Source organism: Aeromonas sp. R6-2, assembly GCF_040908155.1.
Taxonomy (GTDB): domain Bacteria; phylum Pseudomonadota; class Gammaproteobacteria; order Enterobacterales; family Aeromonadaceae; genus Aeromonas; species Aeromonas schubertii.
Genome location: NZ_JBFODE010000021.1, coordinates 18,769 through 36,735 on the forward strand (window position 1 = coordinate 18,769; position 17,967 = coordinate 36,735).

The window sequence follows — 17,967 nt, forward strand, 5'->3', positions numbered from 1 at the left end:
GCAAACGTTTTTACTCAAAATGTGACGGAGCAGTGAAATCTGGTGTTTTATGTTGCATTAAGCTAGGGAGATCTGGTTTTCTCACTCTGTTTTTTCCGGTGAGTGGAGTGCCGTTATGACTGCCGGATTAGTTTTTTTTAAGTCAGGTGCGGTTCTACCGGATCTTGCCATGGCTTATAATCCGCTCCATTCAAGGACCCGGCCCGACTCGCGATGTCGAGAGGCCATCCCGCCCGCGAGCCTTCTGTGGGCAGAGAGCAAGGAAAAGTGAGATGACCCAGAAAACCGTTCTGCATCCCAAACATCTGGAAGCCGGTGCCAAGATGGTCGACTTCCACGGTTGGGAGATGCCCATCAACTACGGCTCCCAGATTGAAGAGCACCACGCGGTGCGTGGTGACGCCGGCATGTTCGATGTCTCCCACATGACCATCGTCGATTTGCACGGCGAGCGGGTCAAACCCTTCCTGCAGCACCTGCTGGCCAATGACGTGGCCAAACTGACCCAGCCTGGCAAGGCCCTCTATACCGGCATGCTGACCGCCGATGGCGGCGTCATCGACGATCTCATCGTCTATTTCCTCGGTGAGACCTTCTACCGCCTGGTGGTCAACTCGGCGACCCGGGAGAAGGATCTGGCCTGGATCACCCATCACGCCGCCGATTTTGGCGTCACCGTCACCGAGCGCCCCGAGCTTGCCATGATCGCGGTGCAAGGGCCCAAGGCCAAGCTCAAGGTGGCCACCGTATTGAGCGCCGCCCAGCGCACTGCCGTGGTAGGGATGAAGCCCTTCTTCGGCGTGCAGGCGGGGGATCTCTTTATCGCCACCACCGGCTACACCGGCGAAGAGGGCTACGAAATCGTGGTGCCCGAGCAGAAGGCGTGTGAGCTGTGGCAGGCCCTGCTGGATGCGGGCGTCGCCCCGTGCGGCCTGGGAGCCCGCGATACCCTGCGCCTGGAGGCGGGCATGAACCTCTATGGTCAGGACATGGACGAGTCGGTCTCTCCGCTTGCCGCCAACATGGCCTGGACCATCGCCTGGGAGCCGAGCGATCGCGCCTTTATCGGCCGCGCTGCGCTCGAGTCCCAAAAGGCTGCCGCCAATCAGCCCAAGCTGGTGGGGCTGGTGATGGAAGAGAAGGGGGTGCTGCGTGCCGGCATGCCGGTCACTTTCACCACCGAAGCCGGTGAGGCGCGTGAAGGCGTCATCACCTCCGGCACCTTTTCCCCGACCCTGGGCCTCTCCATCGCCCTGGCCCGTGTCCCCCGCGACATCGGTGCCACCGCCCAGGTGGAGATCCGCAAGAAACTGGTGACCGTCGCCGTCACCAAGCCGGCCTTTGTGCGCAACGGCCAGAAGATCGTCTGACTGAGAATAAAGGAAGCTGAAAATGAGCCATATCCCGAGCGAACTGAAATATGCCACCTCCCACGAGTGGATCCGTGTCGAAGCCAACGGTGAGGCCGTGGTCGGCATCACAGAGCACGCCCAGGAGCTCTTGGGCGACATGGTGTTTGTCGACCTGCCCGAGGTGGGCAAGCAGGTGAGTGCCGGTGACGACTGCGCCGTGGCCGAGTCGGTCAAGGCTGCCTCTGACATCTACTCCCCGGTGAGCGGCGAGATCCTGGCCGTTAACGAAGAGCTGGAGGGGAGCCCCGAGCTGGTCAACTCCGACCCCTACGGCGCCGGCTGGCTGTTTCGCATCAAGCTGGACGACGAGGGCGAGCTGGCCAATCTGCTGGACGCCGATGGTTATCAGGGCGTGGTGGACGAAGCCTGATGAACGAAGGCCCTGCCAGTGCGGGGCCTCTTTGTATCATCCCGGTGGAATTTAGCGCCCGTGCCTTGCGGCACATTGAACATGAGTGCATGCCTGCCCGGTCTTTGGCCGTGGGGGGCAGAGATAACAAGGAAGAGAAGGGACATGACCCAATCGCTGTTTGAACTCGAGCAGAAGAGTGATTTTATCCGCCGCCATGTGGGCCCGGGTGAGGAGGAGCTGCGTGCCCTCCTGGCCGAGGTCGGTGCCGAGAGCCTGGACGATCTGATTGAACAGACGGTTCCCGCCGCCATTCGCCGGCCGGGTCCGCTTGGCATCGGTGCCTCCATGACCGAGGTCGAGGCGCTGGCCAGGCTCAAGGGCTATGCCGACCAGAACAAGGTAGCCAAGAGCTATATCGGCATGGGCTACCACGACACCCACGTGCCCCATGTCATCTTGCGCAATGTGCTGGAGAACCCGGGCTGGTACACCGCCTACACCCCCTATCAGCCTGAGCTGGCTCAGGGCCGTCTCGAGGCACTGCTCAACTTCCAGCAGATGACTCTGGACTTGACCGGCATGGACCTGGCGAGCGCCTCCCTGCTGGATGAAGCCACCGCCGCCGCCGAAGCCATGGCGCTGGCCAAACGCACCGCCAAGTCCAAGTCCAACCTCTTCTTCGTCGCCGATGACGTGCACCCGCAGGTGATCGATGTGGTGCGCGAGCGTGCGGCTCACTTCGGTTTTGACGTGGTAGTCGGCCCGGCCGAGCAGGCCTGCGCCGAAGAGGTGTTTGGTGCCCTGCTCCAGTATCCGGGCAGCACCGGAGAGGTGCGCGATCTGCGTGCGCTTGTTGCTGCCGTGCAGGCCCAGAAAGGGCTGGCCTGTGTCAGCGCCGACATCCTGTCGCTCCTGCTGCTCAAATCCCCGGGCGAGCTGGGGGCCGATGTGGTGCTGGGCTCGGCCCAGCGCTTCGGTGTGCCCATGGGCTACGGCGGCCCCCACGCCGCGTTTTTTGCCACCCGCGACGCCCACAAACGCTCCATGCCCGGTCGTATCATCGGCGTCTCCAGGGATGCCCGTGGCAAGGCTGCCCTGCGCATGGCGATGCAGACCCGCGAGCAGCACATCCGCCGCGAGAAGGCCAACTCCAACATCTGTACCGCTCAGGTGCTGCTGGCCAACATGGCGAGCTTCTACGCCGTTTACCATGGTCCGGTGGGGCTCAAAACCATCGCTTCACGGGTTCATCGCCTGACCACCATTCTGGCCCTGGGGCTGCAAGCCAAGGGCATGACGCTGCTCCACGACACCTGGTTTGACACCCTCACCATCAAAACCGCCGACAAGGCCGCCTTGATTGCCAAGGCTGAAGGATTGGGCATCAACCTGCGCCGCGACCTCGATGGCGCCGTGGGCGTCTCTCTCGGTGAGACCACTACCCGCAGTGACGTGGCCGAGCTGCTGACCCTGTTCCTTGGGGCAGGCCACGGCCTGGACATCGAGGCCCTCGACAAGGCGGCTCAGGTCCATCACGCCATCCCGCAGGATCTGCTGCGCACCGATGCCGTGTTGACCCACGAGGTGTTCAACAAGTACCACTCGGAAACCGAGATGCTGCGCTACATCCATCGCCTCGAGGCGAAAGATCTGGCGCTCAACTACGCCATGATTTCCTTGGGCTCCTGCACCATGAAGCTCAACGCCACCGCCGAGATGATCCCGGTGACCTGGCCCGAGTTTGGCAAGTTGCACCCGTTTGCCCCCCTCGAGCAGGCCAAGGGATACCAGCTGCTGCTGGCAGATCTTGAGGATTGGCTGGTGAAGGTGACCGGCTACGACGCGGTCTGCATGCAGCCCAACTCCGGCGCCCAGGGGGAGTACGCGGGTCTGCTCGCCATCAAGAAGTACCACGAGTCCCGCGGCGAAGGGCATCGCGATGTGTGCCTCATCCCGGCCTCGGCCCACGGTACCAACCCGGCCTCGGCCCAGATGGCGGGTCTTAAGGTGATCGTTACCGACTGCGACAAGTCGGGCAACGTGGATCTGGCCGATCTGCGCGCCAAAGCCGCCGAGGTGGGGGATCGCCTCTCCTGCCTGATGGTGACCTATCCCTCTACCCACGGGGTGTACGAAGAGACCATCAAGGAGGTGTGTGACATCGTGCACCAGTACGGTGGTCAGGTCTATCTGGACGGCGCCAACATGAACGCGCAGGTGGGCCTCACCGCCCCGGGCTTTATCGGCGCCGACGTGTCGCACCTCAACCTGCACAAGACTTTCGCCATCCCCCACGGCGGTGGTGGTCCCGGCATGGGGCCCATCGGTGTCAAGCAGCACCTGGCTCCGTTTGTGGCTGGCCACAGCGTGATCAAAACCGACAAGTCCAGTCGCGATAACGGAGCCGTGTCTGCTGCGCCGTTTGGTTCGGCCAGCATACTGCCCATCAGCTGGATGTATATCGCCATGCTGGGGGACGAGGGGCTCAAGAAATCCACCCAGGTGGCGATTCTCAACGCCAACTACCTGGCCAAGAAGCTCGGCGACACCTTCCCTGTGCTCTATACCGGTCGTAATGGCCGGGTGGCCCACGAGTGCATCCTGGATATCCGCCCGCTCAAAGAAGCCTCCGGGATCAGCGAGATGGACGTGGCAAAGCGCCTGATGGACTATGGCTTCCACGCGCCGACCATGAGCTTCCCGGTGGCGGGCACCCTGATGGTCGAGCCGACAGAATCCGAGTCCAAGCGCGAGCTGGACCGTTTCGTCGAGGCGATGACGGCGATCCGTGCCGAGATCGCCAAGGTGGAGGCGGGGAGCTGGAGCCTGGAGGACAACCCCCTGGTCAAGGCCCCGCACACTCAGGACGACGTGATGGACGAGCAGTGGCATCGTGCCTACACCCGCGCCGAAGCGGTCTTCCCGTCAGAGGCCGTGCGTGCCGCCAAGCTGTGGCCGAGCGTCAATCGCATCGACGATGTCTATGGGGATCGTAATCTCTTCTGTGCCTGCGTGCCTCTGGAGGCTTATAAGGCGTAATCGGATTGATACCAAGGGGAGGGAGGCCTGTGTGCCTCCCTCTTTTTTATGGAGCGGTGTGGACATGGTCAGATGAGGTGACAGCTGAATCTAATCAAATCCAGTCAACGGTGTTTATCGGCCAAGACGGGTCGATGTGGTGGCCAGTTAATCGTCGAATGACTCAATTGAGGTAGGCGATGAGTGGTATCGGCGCCTCATTAATGGTAAAGTTTTGCCGTTTTCAGGTTTCCCTAGCCGCATGAGGTTTATCTGTGGTACGGGCCCGGAGTGGCACTTATCGGGAGCGATAAATGAACCACAGCGATAACGTACAGAGCACGAGATTGGTTAAAAGCAGCGTGTTGGGAGCTGTAACCCACGTGCGGTAGCCTTGTCTTTTGATAATGCTTTGCCTGAAATTCATCCACTTTTGGGGCTTCGCGCTCGTTTGGTCGGCACCTTTCCTGCCTACTTTATTCCTTCGGTTACTGAACCTGTCGTTTTGCAAGGAGCCCGTTATCTCCTGCTCTGCATGTTCGCTTCTATTACCCCTCTGACGTGGTTAAAGAGACTCATGAAAATTTTGGTTACCGGCGGCGCCGGCTTTATCGGCTCTGCCGTGGTTCGTCATATTATTCGAGACACCCAGGATGCGGTGGTTAACCTCGACAAGCTCACCTATGCGGGTAACCTCGAATCGCTGGCCGATGTATCGCCAAGCGATCGTTATGCCTTCGAACAGGTGGATATCTGCAACCGCGCCGAGCTGGATCGGGTATTTGCCCAGCACCAGCCGGATGCGGTGATGCACCTGGCGGCCGAGAGCCACGTTGATCGCTCCATTACAGGCCCGGCGGATTTTATCGAGACCAACATCGTCGGCACCTACATGCTGCTGGAGGCCGCTCGCGCCTACTGGAACGCTCTGGACGAGGTACGCAAGGCAGCTTTCCGCTTCCATCACATCTCCACCGACGAGGTGTATGGCGACCTGCCCCATCCGGATGAAGTGGGCCCCGGTGTGGCACTGCCGCTCTTCACCGAAACTACCCCCTATGCCCCCAGCAGCCCCTATTCTGCCTCCAAGGCCTCCAGTGACCATCTGGTGCGCGCTTGGCGCCGTACTTACGGCCTGCCGACCATAGTCACCAACTGCTCCAACAATTACGGCCCGTTCCACTTCCCCGAGAAGCTGATCCCGCTGGTCATCCTCAATGCACTCGATGGCAAGCCGCTGCCGGTGTACGGTAAGGGTGACCAGATCCGTGACTGGCTCTATGTGGAAGATCACGCTCGGGCGCTCTACAAGGTGGTCACCACGGGCGTGGTAGGGGAGACCTACAACATTGGCGGACACAATGAGAAGCAAAATCTGGAGGTGGTGCACACTATCTGCGATCTGCTTGACGAGATGGTGCCTAAAGCCTGCTCCTATCGGGAACAGATCACCTATGTCGCCGATCGCCCTGGCCACGACCGTCGTTATGCCATCGATGCCAGCAAGATGAGCAGTGAACTGAATTGGCAGCCGCAAGAGACCTTCGAATCCGGTATCCGCAAAACCGTAAAGTGGTATCTGGATAACCAGCAGTGGGTCAGCAACGTCAAGAGCGGTGCCTATCAATCCTGGATCGAGCAGAACTATGGGGAGCGAGCCTGATGCATATCCTGCTGTTTGGCAAAAACGGTCAGGTGGGTTGGGAGTTGCAGCGCTCGCTCGCCCCATTGGGCCGTATCACCGCCGTCGACTTCGACTCCACCGACTATTGCGGCGACTTTAGTAACCCGGCGGGGGTGGCCGAAACGGTACGACTAGTCAAACCGGATGTGATCGTGAACGCGGCGGCGCATACGGCGGTTGACAAGGCCGAGAGCGAGCGTGAGTTTGCCGAGCTGCTTAACGCAACCAGCGTGGCGGCGATTGCCAGAGAAGCCCAAGTGCTGGGCTCCTGGCTGGTACACTATTCCACCGATTATGTATTCGATGGCAGTGGCGAACGTCCCTGGGTTGAAACCGATGCGACGGCTCCTCTCAACGTCTATGGTGAGACCAAGCTGGCAGGAGAACAGGCGGCAGCACTCTGCTCCCGTCATCTTATCTTCCGCACAAGCTGGGTTTATGCCGCCCGTGGCGCCAACTTCGCCAAGACCATGCTGCGTGTTGGCAAGGAGCGTAGCGAAATCTCAGTCATCAATGACCAGTTTGGCGCCCCGACTGGTGCCGAGTTGCTGGCCGATTGCACCGCCCACGCACTCCGCGTGGCGCAGCTCAAACCCGAGGTCGCCGGGCTGTACCATCTGATTGCCTCCGGCACCACCACCTGGTTTGAGTACGCCCAGCTGGTGCTTGCCAACGCCAGAGAGGCCGGTGTTGAACTGGCGGTCACGCAACTCAATGCCGTGCCGACCAGCGCCTTCCCAACCCCGGCCAAACGCCCACACAACTCCCGTTTGGATACCAGCAAATTCCAGCGCACCTTCGATCTGGTGCTGCCGGACTGGAAGGTCGGTGTGGAGCGGATGTTGACCGAGATCCTCGGCAAGTAAATCACTGGCCAGGGTCGTATTGCACACCTCCTTGGCTGGCAGGGATAAAACGGAAAGGTGTGGCCTCAAGCCACCCTTTTCTTTGCAGCTTAAAACAAGAAATAAGCATCATGACCAAACGTAAAGGCATTATTCTGGCCGGTGGTTCCGGCACCCGTCTCTATCCGGTCACCATGGCGGTGAGCAAGCAGCTGTTGCCCATCTATGACAAGCCGATGATCTACTACCCGCTCAGCACTTTGATGCTGGCCGGTATTCGCGATATTTTGATCATCAGTACGCCGCAAGACACCCCCCGTTTCGAACAATTGCTGGGTGATGGCAGCCAGTGGGGCCTGAACCTGCAATATAAGGTACAGCCAAGCCCGGACGGCTTGGCGCAAGCCTTTATTCTGGGTGAAGAGTTTATCGGCTCAGACCCCTGTGCGCTGGTGCTGGGTGACAACATCTTCTATGGCCACGACCTGCAGAAACAACTGGAGGCGGCCGCAACCAAAGAGAGCGGCGCCACCGTATTTGCCTACCATGTGCATGACCCCGAGCGTTATGGGGTGGTGGAATTTGATAAAGAGGGTATCGCTATCTCTCTGGAAGAGAAGCCACTGGAGCCCAAGAGCAACTATGCGGTGACCGGCCTCTATTTCTACGACAACAGCGTGGTAGAGATCGCCAAGAGTCTGAAGCCGTCGCCCCGTGGCGAGCTGGAAATTACCGATGTGAACCGTATCTACCTGGAACAAGGTAATCTATCGGTGGCCATGATGGGCCGCGGTTATGCCTGGCTTGATACCGGTACCCATGAAAGCATGATTGAAGCGAGCAACTTTATTCAGACTATTGAAACCCGTCAGGGGTTGAAAGTGGCCTGTCCGGAAGAGATCGCTTATCGCCAGAAATTTATAACTGCAGAGCAGGTTCGTGAACTGGCTGCACCGTTGGCAAAGAATGCGTATGGCCAATATTTGTTAAGAATGGTTGCCAAAGCCTGATGTGATATGGGGGAGGGAATATACTTCCCCCATAAAATTTTAATTAAGTGTGTATAGACAGATGAATGTAATCAAGACAGCAATTCCAGATGTGCTTATCTTTGAGCCAAAAGTATTTGGTGATGAGCGTGGTTTTTTCTTTGAGAGTTTCAACCACAAGTTGTTTGAAGAGGCGGTAGGATATCCGGTGACTTTTGTACAGGATAATCACTCCAAATCTTCAAAAGGCGTATTGCGTGGCTTGCACTATCAATTGCCTCCCCATGCCCAGGGCAAACTGGTGCGTTGTGTGGCCGGTGAAGTGTTCGATGTGGCGGTAGATATCCGCAAAAGCTCACCGACCTTCGGGCAATGGGTGGGAGTTCATTTGTCAGGTGAAAATAAGCGGCAGTTATGGATCCCGGAAGGGTTTGCCCATGGGTTTGTTACGTTAACGGATACAGCCGAGTTTCTTTATAAGACCACAGATTATTATGCACCCTCATTCGAGGCTAGCATTAATTGGAATGACAACGATATCGCAATAGAGTGGCCGTTCTCATATCCCCCATTGCTTTCAAGTAAAGACTCACAGGGTAGTAATTTTAATAATGCAACATGCTTTGAGTAAATGATGGATATTATTGTAAAGGTTCAACCATCCAATATTCAGTTTAATGCAGTTGAGAATGTGACGATTCTTGAGTCTGCTTTAAAGTCCGGTGTTATCCTGGAACACAGTTGCAAGAATGGCTCTTGTGGTTTGTGTGTTTCACAATTGGTCTCGGGAGCGGTTATTGGTCAAGAGGGTGAAAAATTCACATCTGGCCAAAGCTTTCTGACCTGTCAGTGCAAACCCTCTTCAAGTGAACTTATTATTGAGGCCGAATATTATCCTGAGTTAGCTGGAATTGTAAGGAAGGTGACTCCATGTAAGGTCTCATCGATAGATAAAAGTGCTCAGTTTGCTATTTTTAAATTTAGATTGCCTCCCACTGCTGCATTTAAATATCTGCCAGGCCAGTATATCAACCTCAGCTATCAAGGTGTAACAAGAAGTTACTCGATAGCCAACGCTGATAGTAATGATGGTATTGAATTGCATATTAGACGTGTGCCTGACGGGGTTATGAGTGAGCTATTATTCTCTGATGTTACAGTCAACTCATTGCTGAGAATGGATGGTCCAATTGGAACATTTTTTGTGAGGCCAGATACCAAGCCGATTGTATTTTTGGCAGGAGGGACAGGCTTTGCACCAGTGAAAGCAATGGTTGAGTCTTTGATCGCCCAAGAAAGCTCCAGAGATATATCGATTTATTGGGGTATGAACTCGAGCAAGGATTTTTATTCTGATTTACCCATTGAATGGGCCTCTAAATTTAAAAATGTCAAGTATATCCCTGTGGTGTCTGGTGACGATTATGAATGGAATGGAAGAAAAGGTTTGGTACATAAAGCAGTAATTGAAGATATCCAAGATATGTCCAATAGCTGTGTTTATGCCTGTGGCTCACCTCAAATGATTGCTGCAGCAAAACAGGATTTCATTCTTGCAGGGCTTTTAGAAAAACAATTTTTTTCTGACGCATTTACCGCATCAAAATAAGTGAGAGACGAAATGAAGGCAGTAATTCTTGCTGGTGGTTTGGGCACTCGCCTAAGCGAAGAGACGGTTGTAAAACCCAAGCCGATGGTAGAAATCGGCGGCAAACCAATACTTTGGCACATTATGAAGATGTATTCTGCTCATGGTATAAATGATTTCATCATCTGCTGTGGTTACAAGGGTTATGTCATCAAGGAATATTTCGCCAACTATTTTCTTCACATGTCGGATGTGACTTTCCATATGGCAGAAAATCGGATGGAGGTGCATGAAAAACGTGCCGAGCCGTGGAATGTAACTCTTGTGGACACTGGCGATGCATCTATGACCGGTGGCCGCCTCAAGCGTGTTAGTGAATATGTAAAAGATGATGAGGCATTTTTGTTCACTTACGGTGATGGTGTGTCTGATGTTGATATCAAGGCAAGCATCGATTTCCACAAGAGCCATGGAAAGCTGGCAACACTGACTGCAACTTATCCTCCTGGCCGTTTTGGTGCGTTGGATATTCATAATAATCAAATTCTTTCTTTCAAAGAAAAACCAAGAGGCGATGGGGCTCTGATCAATGGTGGTTTCTTTGTATTAAGTCCCAAGGTCATCGATCTCATCGACAACGATGCAACCACTTGGGAACAAGAACCGCTCATGGCACTGGCAGAACAGGGTCAATTGATGGCTTATGAGCATGATGGCTTCTGGCAGCCGATGGATACTCTGCGCGATAAGCACTACCTCGAAGAACTCTGGCAAAAAGACAAAGCACCCTGGAAGGTATGGGAGTGATGGCCGTGATAGATCCTGATTTCTGGAAAAATAAACGTGTCTTTATGACCGGACATACCGGCTTTAAAGGGGGCTGGTTGGCTCTTTGGCTGGAAGAAATGGGGGCTGAAGTTCGCGGTTATTCTTTGCCTGCACCAACTCAGCCTAGTTTGTTTGAAGAGGCAAAAGTTCGCCAAGGCTTGCTTTCGGAAGAAGGCGATATTCGCGATTTTTTCCATCTACGTGAAGCTATTGCGAATTTTAAGCCGGAAATTGTCTTCCATATGGCGGCCCAGCCGTTGGTGCGGCTCTCCTACGATGAGCCCATCGAGACTTACTCAACTAACGTGATGGGTACCGTCTATCTGCTTGAGGCGGTTAAGCAAGTCGGTGGCGTCAAAGCTGTAGTCAATATCACCAGCGATAAATGTTATGACAATCGCGAGTGGGTGTGGGGCTATCGTGAAGATGAGGCGATGGGTGGATATGATCCTTACTCCAACAGTAAGGGATGCGCAGAACTGGTTGCTTCGGCGTATCGTAATTCCTTTTTCAACTCTAAGGACTATGCCAAACACGGTGTAGCATTGGCATCGGTGCGAGCTGGTAATGTCATTGGTGGTGGTGACTGGGCTAAGGATCGACTAATCCCTGATATCTTGCGCTCATTTCAGGATGAGCAGCCCGTGGTAATTCGTAATCCGCACTCGATCCGCCCTTGGCAGCATGTGTTGGAACCGCTGTCTGGTTATCTGCTGGTTGCTCAGCATCTCTATCTGGATGGTCCCGATTTTGCCGAAGGTTGGAACTTCGGACCTAATGAACAGGATGCCAAACCCGTACAATTCATTGTCGAGAAAATGGTAAAGCTATGGGGCGAAAGTGCGAGCTGGCAGCTCGATGGTGCCGATCACCCTCATGAAGCTCACTACCTCAAGCTCGATTGCTCCAAAGCAAAAATGCGTATGGGATGGCATCCTCGTTGGGATCTGGTCACTACCTTGGAGCGAATTATCAAATGGCATAAAGCGTGGTTGGCTGGGCAGGATATGCGTGAAGTTAGTTTGCGCGAGATCCGTGACTATATGTCAGCTGGTTAATTTAGTTTTTAAAGCATAAAGGCTTCCGGCCTGTCTGCTGTCAAGGTAGTATCCTTGTCCCTTTATTTTCCCCCCCAAGTCAGCGATTTGGCTGAAAACCTAATAACAGGAACAGATTAATGAGTGCACAAGCTCTGCGTGAACAAATCTCCCAACTGGTGGCCCAGTATGCCGAACAGGCTATGGCGCCAAAGCCGTTTGTTGCCGGTAATAGTGTGGTCCCTCCTTCTGGGAAGGTGATTGGTGCCCGCGAGCTGCAGTTGATGGTCGAGGCTTCTCTTGATGGTTGGCTGACTACCGGACGATTCAATGATGCTTTCGAGAAGAAGTTGGGTGAATACATTGGTGTTCCTCATGTATTGACCACCACTTCGGGCTCCTCTGCCAACTTGCTGGCCCTGACTGCCTTGACGTCCCACAAGCTGGGTGCGCGTGCTCTGAAGCCTGGTGATGAGGTGATCACTGTTGCTGCCGGTTTCCCGACCACCGTGAACCCCACCATTCAGAATGGTCTCATCCCGGTATTTGTCGATGTTGATATTCCCACTTACAACATTGATGCTTCTTTGATTGAAGCGGCAGTAACCGAAAAAACCAAAGCCATCATGGTCGCCCATACTCTGGGCAATCCATTCAATCTGGCTGAAGTTCGTCGTATTGCTGACAAATACAATCTGTGGCTGATTGAAGACTGCTGCGATGCCCTGGGCACAAAATATGATGGCAAGATGGTCGGCACCTTTGGCGACATCGGGACAGTCAGTTTCTATCCGGCTCACCATATCACCATGGGTGAAGGTGGGGCTGTATTTACCAAATCTGGCGAACTGAAGAAGATCATCGAATCCTTCCGTGACTGGGGGCGAGATTGCTACTGTGCTCCTGGTTGTGACAATACTTGTGGCAAGCGTTTCAGCCAACAGCTTGGTTCACTGCCTGACGGTTATGACCACAAGTACACCTACTCCCACTTGGGTTACAACCTCAAGATTACCGATATGCAGGCGGCCTGTGGTTTGGCACAGTTAGAGCGTGTGGAGGAACTTGTCGAGAAGCGCAAGGCTAACTTTGCTTATTTGAAAGCGGGTCTTGCCAACTGTGCGGAGTTCCTCGAATTGCCTGAAGCAACGCCTAACTCCGAGCCATCCTGGTTTGGTTTCCCTATCACCCTGAAAGAAACTGCTGGTGTCAGCCGTCTTGAACTGATCAAATTCCTTGATGAGGCTAAGGTTGGTACTCGCCTGTTATTTGCCGGTAATCTGACCCGCCAGCCCTATTTTGCGGGCCGTGAATACCGTGTCGTAGGTGAGCTGACCAATACCGACCGTATCATGAACCAGACCTTCTGGATTGGCATCTACCCAGGTTTGACTCACGATCACTTGGATTATGTGATTGCCAAGTTTGAAGAGTTTTTTGGTGTGAGTTTCTAATACAGGCGGGGAGGGGAATTCCCTCCCCCAGGTAACAGTTATGAGAATTATTATAACAGGCATAAGTGGTTATCTTGGGAGTCAGATAGCTAACGCATTAATAAATAAGCATGAAATTGCAGGCACGGTTAGAAAAAAATCTTCGCTAACAAGATTAGATGATAAAGCTCAAATTGAGTTGATCACTGTTGATGAAGGCGATTGGGAAGATAAAGTTAAGTCATTTAAACCAGACATCGTGATCAACACGGCCGCGTTATATGGCCGTAAAGGTGAAAGTGTATCAGCATTAATAGAGGCTAACTTTTTATTTCCAATCAGACTGATTGAAAATCTGGATGTAAATACAGTATTTATTAATTGTGGTACTTCTTTACCATCGTCGGTGAGTTTTTATGCGCAAACAAAAAATCAATTTGTTGATTTGGCAAAAGCTTTTTGTGAAACTAAAAAAGTTAAGTTAATAAATTTAAGATTGGAGCATTTCTTTGGTCCGGACGATGATGAAAGTAAATTCACCAGTTATGTGATCAATCAGTGCTTAAAAAACTTACCACTAAACCTGACTGAAGGCTCACAACTTAGAGATTTTATCTACATCGATGATTTGTTAAATGCATTTGAATGTATTATTAAATCACTAGATAAATTAGCACGGTTTGAGAATATTGATGTTGGGTCTGGCAAAGCAATAACGGTTAGAGAGTTTGTTGAAACAGTGATTAGCATAACGTGCAGCAAATCAAAAGTTAATTTTGGTGCTGTACCAATGCGTGAAAATGAACTTATGTATAGCTGTGCTAATACCGAATTTTTAATGAATTTGAATTGGAATAATCCACTTAGTATGAATGAAGCCATTTCCAGAATGATCAATAAGGAAAAAAAATGAAACTGTTAATTACTGGTGGTTGTGGTTTTTTGGGAAGTAACTTAGCCTCGAATGCGATCAAATTGGGTATGGATGTCATCATATTTGACAACCTCTCTCGGTTTGGGTCTACTGAAAATCTAAAATGGTTGCAATCAATTGGTGATTTTAGTTTTGTTCATGGTGATATCCGTAATAAGAATGATGTTAGCCGTTTGATCGCAAAGTACATGCCAGATACTGTATTCCATTTGGCTGGTCAAGTAGCGATGACAACTTCAATTGATAATCCACAAATGGATTTTGAAGTTAATATTGGTGGAACAGTTAACTTGTTAGAGGCTATTCGGATTTTTAATCCTGAGTGTGGCATAATTTATTCATCAACAAATAAAGTATATGGTGATCTTGAGCAATTCACTTATCGTGAAACGGATACACGTTATGAGTGTATCGAAAAGCCGAATGGTTTTGACGAGGCAGTGCAATTAACTTTCCATTCACCTTATGGTTGCTCTAAGGGTGCGGCAGATCAATATATGTTAGATTATGCTCGTATCTTTGGATTGAAGACTGTAGTCTTTAGACATTCATCAATGTATGGAGGCCGCCAGTTTGCAACCTACGATCAGGGTTGGGTAGGTTGGTTTTGCCAAAAAGCGGTTGAGGCCAGTAAAGGCAACACCCAGCCATTTACTATTTCAGGTAATGGCAAGCAGGTTAGAGATGTCCTGCATGCAGAAGATATGATCTCATTGTATTTTAAAGCAATGAAATCTTTGAATGATATTCAAGGAAATGCATTTAACATTGGTGGTTCGATTAAAAATAGTTTGTCATTGTTAGAGTTGTTTGATTTATTACAGGTTCAAGCAGGTGCCAAATTGAATTATATTAAACTACCTGTCAGAGAAAGTGATCAAAAAGTCTTTGTGGCTGATATATCAAAGATCAATAATCTAATTGATTGGCAACCAAATGTATCTGCTGAGACGGGCGTCCAAAAAATGTTTGATTGGTGCAATTATAACTAATAGGGAGGCCATGCTAACATGGCATGGCCTAAATAAAATGATAAAGATACCAAGGCATATACTCATCGCAGGATCATCTTGGATTGCTAGGTTTATTTCTGCTACAGTGCAGATTTTTTGTATTCGCTATGTAATAGAGGCTCAGGGTTATAGTGGTTACTCGGTATTTGCATTATTGTCATCTTTGTTAGCATGGGCTATCTTATTTGAATTTGGTATTGGAAATGCCTTGCAAAACTATATATCTGAAAGAATCGCAAGTAGGAATGAATACTACAGTTATATATGGTATTTAGGGCGATTTAGTTTTATTTTTGCTTTAGCTATGTTGGCTTTTGTATATCCTTTTTCTGATAATCTATCTTCTTGGTATTTAAAAAGTGCAGAATATTTAAGTGCTGAATATAAATCATCTCTTTTTTATTTCACTATATCTATCTTTGCATTTGGAGCTATCGGTTCAATAGTTTATAAGATCTGGTATGCAGAGCAAAAAGGTTGGTTGGCTAATTTAGTTATAGCTATATCCTCATTATTGGGATTGTGTTTTGTTTACTTGTGTACTATTACCCCAGAATTTAACTCCTTACACTTCATAATTATTGCTTTTTTTTCTCCGCAAGCAATTATATCATTTGGCTTTTTTGTATTCAGGTTTTACAATGCCAAAATGAACTTGGTAAAAAATAAAGTTAGTATCAATGCTAAACCTGTTTTTCATCGTGCATTCGGATTTTGGGGATTTGCTGTTATCGCGACTATAGTTTTACAGGCAGATGCAATCGTACTTTCTCAAAAAATCTCAGCGAGTGATATTGCGCTATATTTTATTATGGCAAAAATATTTGGCATGGTTGGTTTTATATATTCGGCATTGCTGCAGGCCATTTGGCCAGTATGTACAGAATTGCGAGTAAAAAAAGAATGGGTAAAATTAAAATCATTATCTAATACATATGTCGCGATTGGTTTTTTTCTTGTGTTATTCTCAGGCATAGCAATATATACGTTTCGATCAATTTTATTTGATGTTTTATCTGTGGGGATTGATTATGATATATCTCCATGGTTATTTGTATTGTTTACTGTTTACTTTATATTGCGGGTATGGAGTGACATGCATGCCATGTTATTACAGAGCATAAATTATATTCGTCCATTATGGTACATAGTTCCAATTCAAGCATCAATTTGTATTTGCGTTCAATGGTATATGGCGGATTACTTTGGATTATATGGGATAATATCTGGGTTGATAATATCCTTTTTATGCACAACATGTATATATCTCCCATATGCATATAGAAAAAAGTTAAAAGAGATATCGTATGCTTAATAAAAATGATGGTCTTCCTCTTGTAAGTATATTAATTCCAGTGTTTAATCGAGAGGAGTTTATTGGCGAAACAATAACCAGCGCGCTTTCACAAACGTATAGAAATATTGAAGTTATTGTTGTCGATAATGCGAGCACGGACAACACATGGTCAGTGTGCAGTCATTATGCAAATTCAGATTCAAGGGTTAAAATTTATCGAAATGAGCAAAATCTTGGACCTGTTAATAACTGGAAAAAATGTATATATTACGCCTCTGGTATATATGCAAAAATATTGTGGTCAGATGATTTAATATCAAGTGACTATGTCGAAAAAACCATGAGTATCTTTAATGATGATATTGGTTTTGTTTTCACCTCGGTTGTAATCAATGATAGCTTTGAGAAAAAAGACAAAGTGTATTATAAATACGGTGATACTGGTCTTTACTCTTCAATTAGGTACATACACGACTCGGTATTAATGGGGGAGCTACCAGTTTCTCCTGGTTGTGCAATGTTTCGTTTATCAGATCTGAAAAAGAATTTGGTAAGTGAAATTGACTCTCCAAGCTTTCATGACTTTGCTAACCATGGTGCTGGGCCTGATCTACTATTATTTCTGCTTACCGCCCTTCATTATCCCTATGTTGGTTTTATTAATGAGCCACTGTCTTTTTTTCGTGAGCATGGCGGTTCGATATCACTTCAAATGAAAAGAATTGATTTATATGACCGCTATCAGCAAGCAAGATTATGGTTTTCTTATCATTTTTTACCTAAAGAAATTCAAATAAAGATATCAAGCATTACATGGGTGCAACGATTGTTTTTGACAAGAGAAATTAATCAACCGTCTATAATAAAAAAACTATATGGTGATAAAATTAAATTGCCAACAGCAATTAATGCTTTAACGTTTTTTTTACATAGAGTATTAAAAAAAATTCGCCAAAATATGTATAAATAAAACTATCTCATCAGGGATGCTATACGTTGAAGTATAGCAATTATCCAAATAACTGTTCCGAAATGTAGATCACTGGTTCGGGGAAGAAGGGCGTTGTTGAATAAAAGAATCTTTCACTGGTTGAACGCAACTCTGGCCCAAATTGCACGCTTAGAAGGGCAATTCTTTCGCAGCAGCGCTGCCTGCTAGTAGCAGGAACGACTGATTCTATGTGTCAAAGCTGAGCAGAAATGCTTTTGTTCAACAACGCCGGGAAGAAGGGAACTCGGCGTCGTTTGTGCGCTCTGATCAATCGCCAAACCAACCAAACGAGGCCTTGTTGCTCAAATCGGGGAACTATCTGTCATCTCGGTGATCAGATTCTGTAGCGTAGTCTCCGAGAGCATCAGATGGGCAAGTACACGATCAGCAACTGGCAACAGTACAATCAAGCATTGGTGCAACGTGATCTAACCCACTCTCGATGGACACCTGGTTAAGTGAGTAAAATCACTGACAGAGGTACATCATGACCAAAGCAACGATCGAACAGAAAACACCCAGAACCCGTTACTCTCAGCAATACAA

The 17,967-nt window shown here is 49.8% G+C and carries 15 protein-coding genes; all 15 read left to right on the forward strand.

What is annotated here, in order from left to right; genetic code table 11:
* Positions 1-272: 272 nt before the first annotated feature.
* The gene (gene gcvT / locus AB5Y48_RS02930; RefSeq protein WP_368163719.1) at positions 273-1,370 is read left to right on the forward strand and encodes a glycine cleavage system aminomethyltransferase GcvT; all 1,098 of its coding nucleotides are present in this window, start codon (positions 273-275) and stop codon (positions 1,368-1,370) included.
* A gap of 22 nt (positions 1,371-1,392) precedes the next feature.
* On the forward strand, positions 1,393-1,782 hold the full coding sequence (gene gcvH, locus AB5Y48_RS02935) for a glycine cleavage system protein GcvH (protein WP_050666156.1): 390 nt from the start codon (positions 1,393-1,395) through the stop codon (positions 1,780-1,782).
* A 144-nt stretch (positions 1,783-1,926) separates the two neighbouring features.
* On the forward strand, positions 1,927-4,803 hold the full coding sequence (gene gcvP / locus AB5Y48_RS02940; RefSeq protein ID WP_368163720.1) for an aminomethyl-transferring glycine dehydrogenase: 2,877 nt from the start codon (positions 1,927-1,929) through the stop codon (positions 4,801-4,803).
* Between the two features lie 556 nt (positions 4,804-5,359).
* Positions 5,360-6,445, forward strand: coding sequence for a dTDP-glucose 4,6-dehydratase (gene rfbB, locus AB5Y48_RS02945; RefSeq protein WP_368163721.1), 1,086 nt, complete (start codon positions 5,360-5,362; stop codon positions 6,443-6,445).
* Entirely contained in the window at positions 6,445-7,332 is an 888-nt protein-coding gene (rfbD, locus tag AB5Y48_RS02950; RefSeq protein WP_368163722.1) for a dTDP-4-dehydrorhamnose reductase, read from the forward strand. The genes rfbB and rfbD overlap by 1 nt, the downstream gene beginning before the upstream one ends.
* 110 nt (positions 7,333-7,442) lie before the next feature.
* Complete coding sequence (gene rfbA, locus AB5Y48_RS02955; protein WP_368163723.1) at positions 7,443-8,321, forward strand: glucose-1-phosphate thymidylyltransferase RfbA; 879 nt, start codon at positions 7,443-7,445, stop codon at positions 8,319-8,321.
* Between the two features lie 61 nt (positions 8,322-8,382).
* Positions 8,383-8,931, forward strand: a complete 549-nt coding sequence (gene rfbC / locus AB5Y48_RS02960; protein ID WP_040065958.1) for a dTDP-4-dehydrorhamnose 3,5-epimerase — start codon at positions 8,383-8,385, stop codon at positions 8,929-8,931.
* A gap of 3 nt (positions 8,932-8,934) precedes the next feature.
* Positions 8,935-9,909 (forward strand): FAD-binding oxidoreductase, encoded by a 975-nt coding sequence (locus AB5Y48_RS02965; RefSeq protein WP_368163724.1) that lies wholly within the window; start codon positions 8,935-8,937, stop codon positions 9,907-9,909.
* 12 nt (positions 9,910-9,921) lie between these two features.
* Positions 9,922-10,695 (forward strand): glucose-1-phosphate cytidylyltransferase, encoded by a 774-nt coding sequence (gene rfbF / locus AB5Y48_RS02970; RefSeq protein WP_368163725.1) that lies wholly within the window; start codon positions 9,922-9,924, stop codon positions 10,693-10,695.
* Positions 10,695-11,774: a CDP-glucose 4,6-dehydratase gene (gene rfbG / locus AB5Y48_RS02975; protein ID WP_202904462.1), complete on the forward strand. Its 1,080-nt coding sequence runs from the start codon at positions 10,695-10,697 to the stop codon at positions 11,772-11,774. The genes rfbF and rfbG overlap by 1 nt, the downstream gene beginning before the upstream one ends.
* A gap of 119 nt (positions 11,775-11,893) precedes the next feature.
* On the forward strand, positions 11,894-13,207 hold the full coding sequence (rfbH, locus tag AB5Y48_RS02980; RefSeq protein ID WP_106842529.1) for a lipopolysaccharide biosynthesis protein RfbH: 1,314 nt from the start codon (positions 11,894-11,896) through the stop codon (positions 13,205-13,207).
* A gap of 40 nt (positions 13,208-13,247) precedes the next feature.
* Complete coding sequence (locus AB5Y48_RS02985; protein ID WP_368163726.1) at positions 13,248-14,099, forward strand: NAD-dependent epimerase/dehydratase family protein; 852 nt, start codon at positions 13,248-13,250, stop codon at positions 14,097-14,099.
* Entirely contained in the window at positions 14,096-15,112 is a 1,017-nt protein-coding gene (locus tag AB5Y48_RS02990; RefSeq protein ID WP_368163727.1) for a GDP-mannose 4,6-dehydratase, read from the forward strand. The genes AB5Y48_RS02985 and AB5Y48_RS02990 overlap by 4 nt, the downstream gene beginning before the upstream one ends.
* Positions 15,113-15,122: 10 nt before the next feature.
* Positions 15,123-16,448, forward strand: coding sequence for an MATE family efflux transporter (locus tag AB5Y48_RS02995; protein ID WP_368163728.1), 1,326 nt, complete (start codon positions 15,123-15,125; stop codon positions 16,446-16,448).
* Entirely contained in the window at positions 16,441-17,400 is a 960-nt protein-coding gene (locus AB5Y48_RS03000; RefSeq protein WP_368163729.1) for a glycosyltransferase family 2 protein, read from the forward strand. The genes AB5Y48_RS02995 and AB5Y48_RS03000 overlap by 8 nt, the downstream gene beginning before the upstream one ends.
* Positions 17,401-17,967 lie beyond the last annotated feature (567 nt).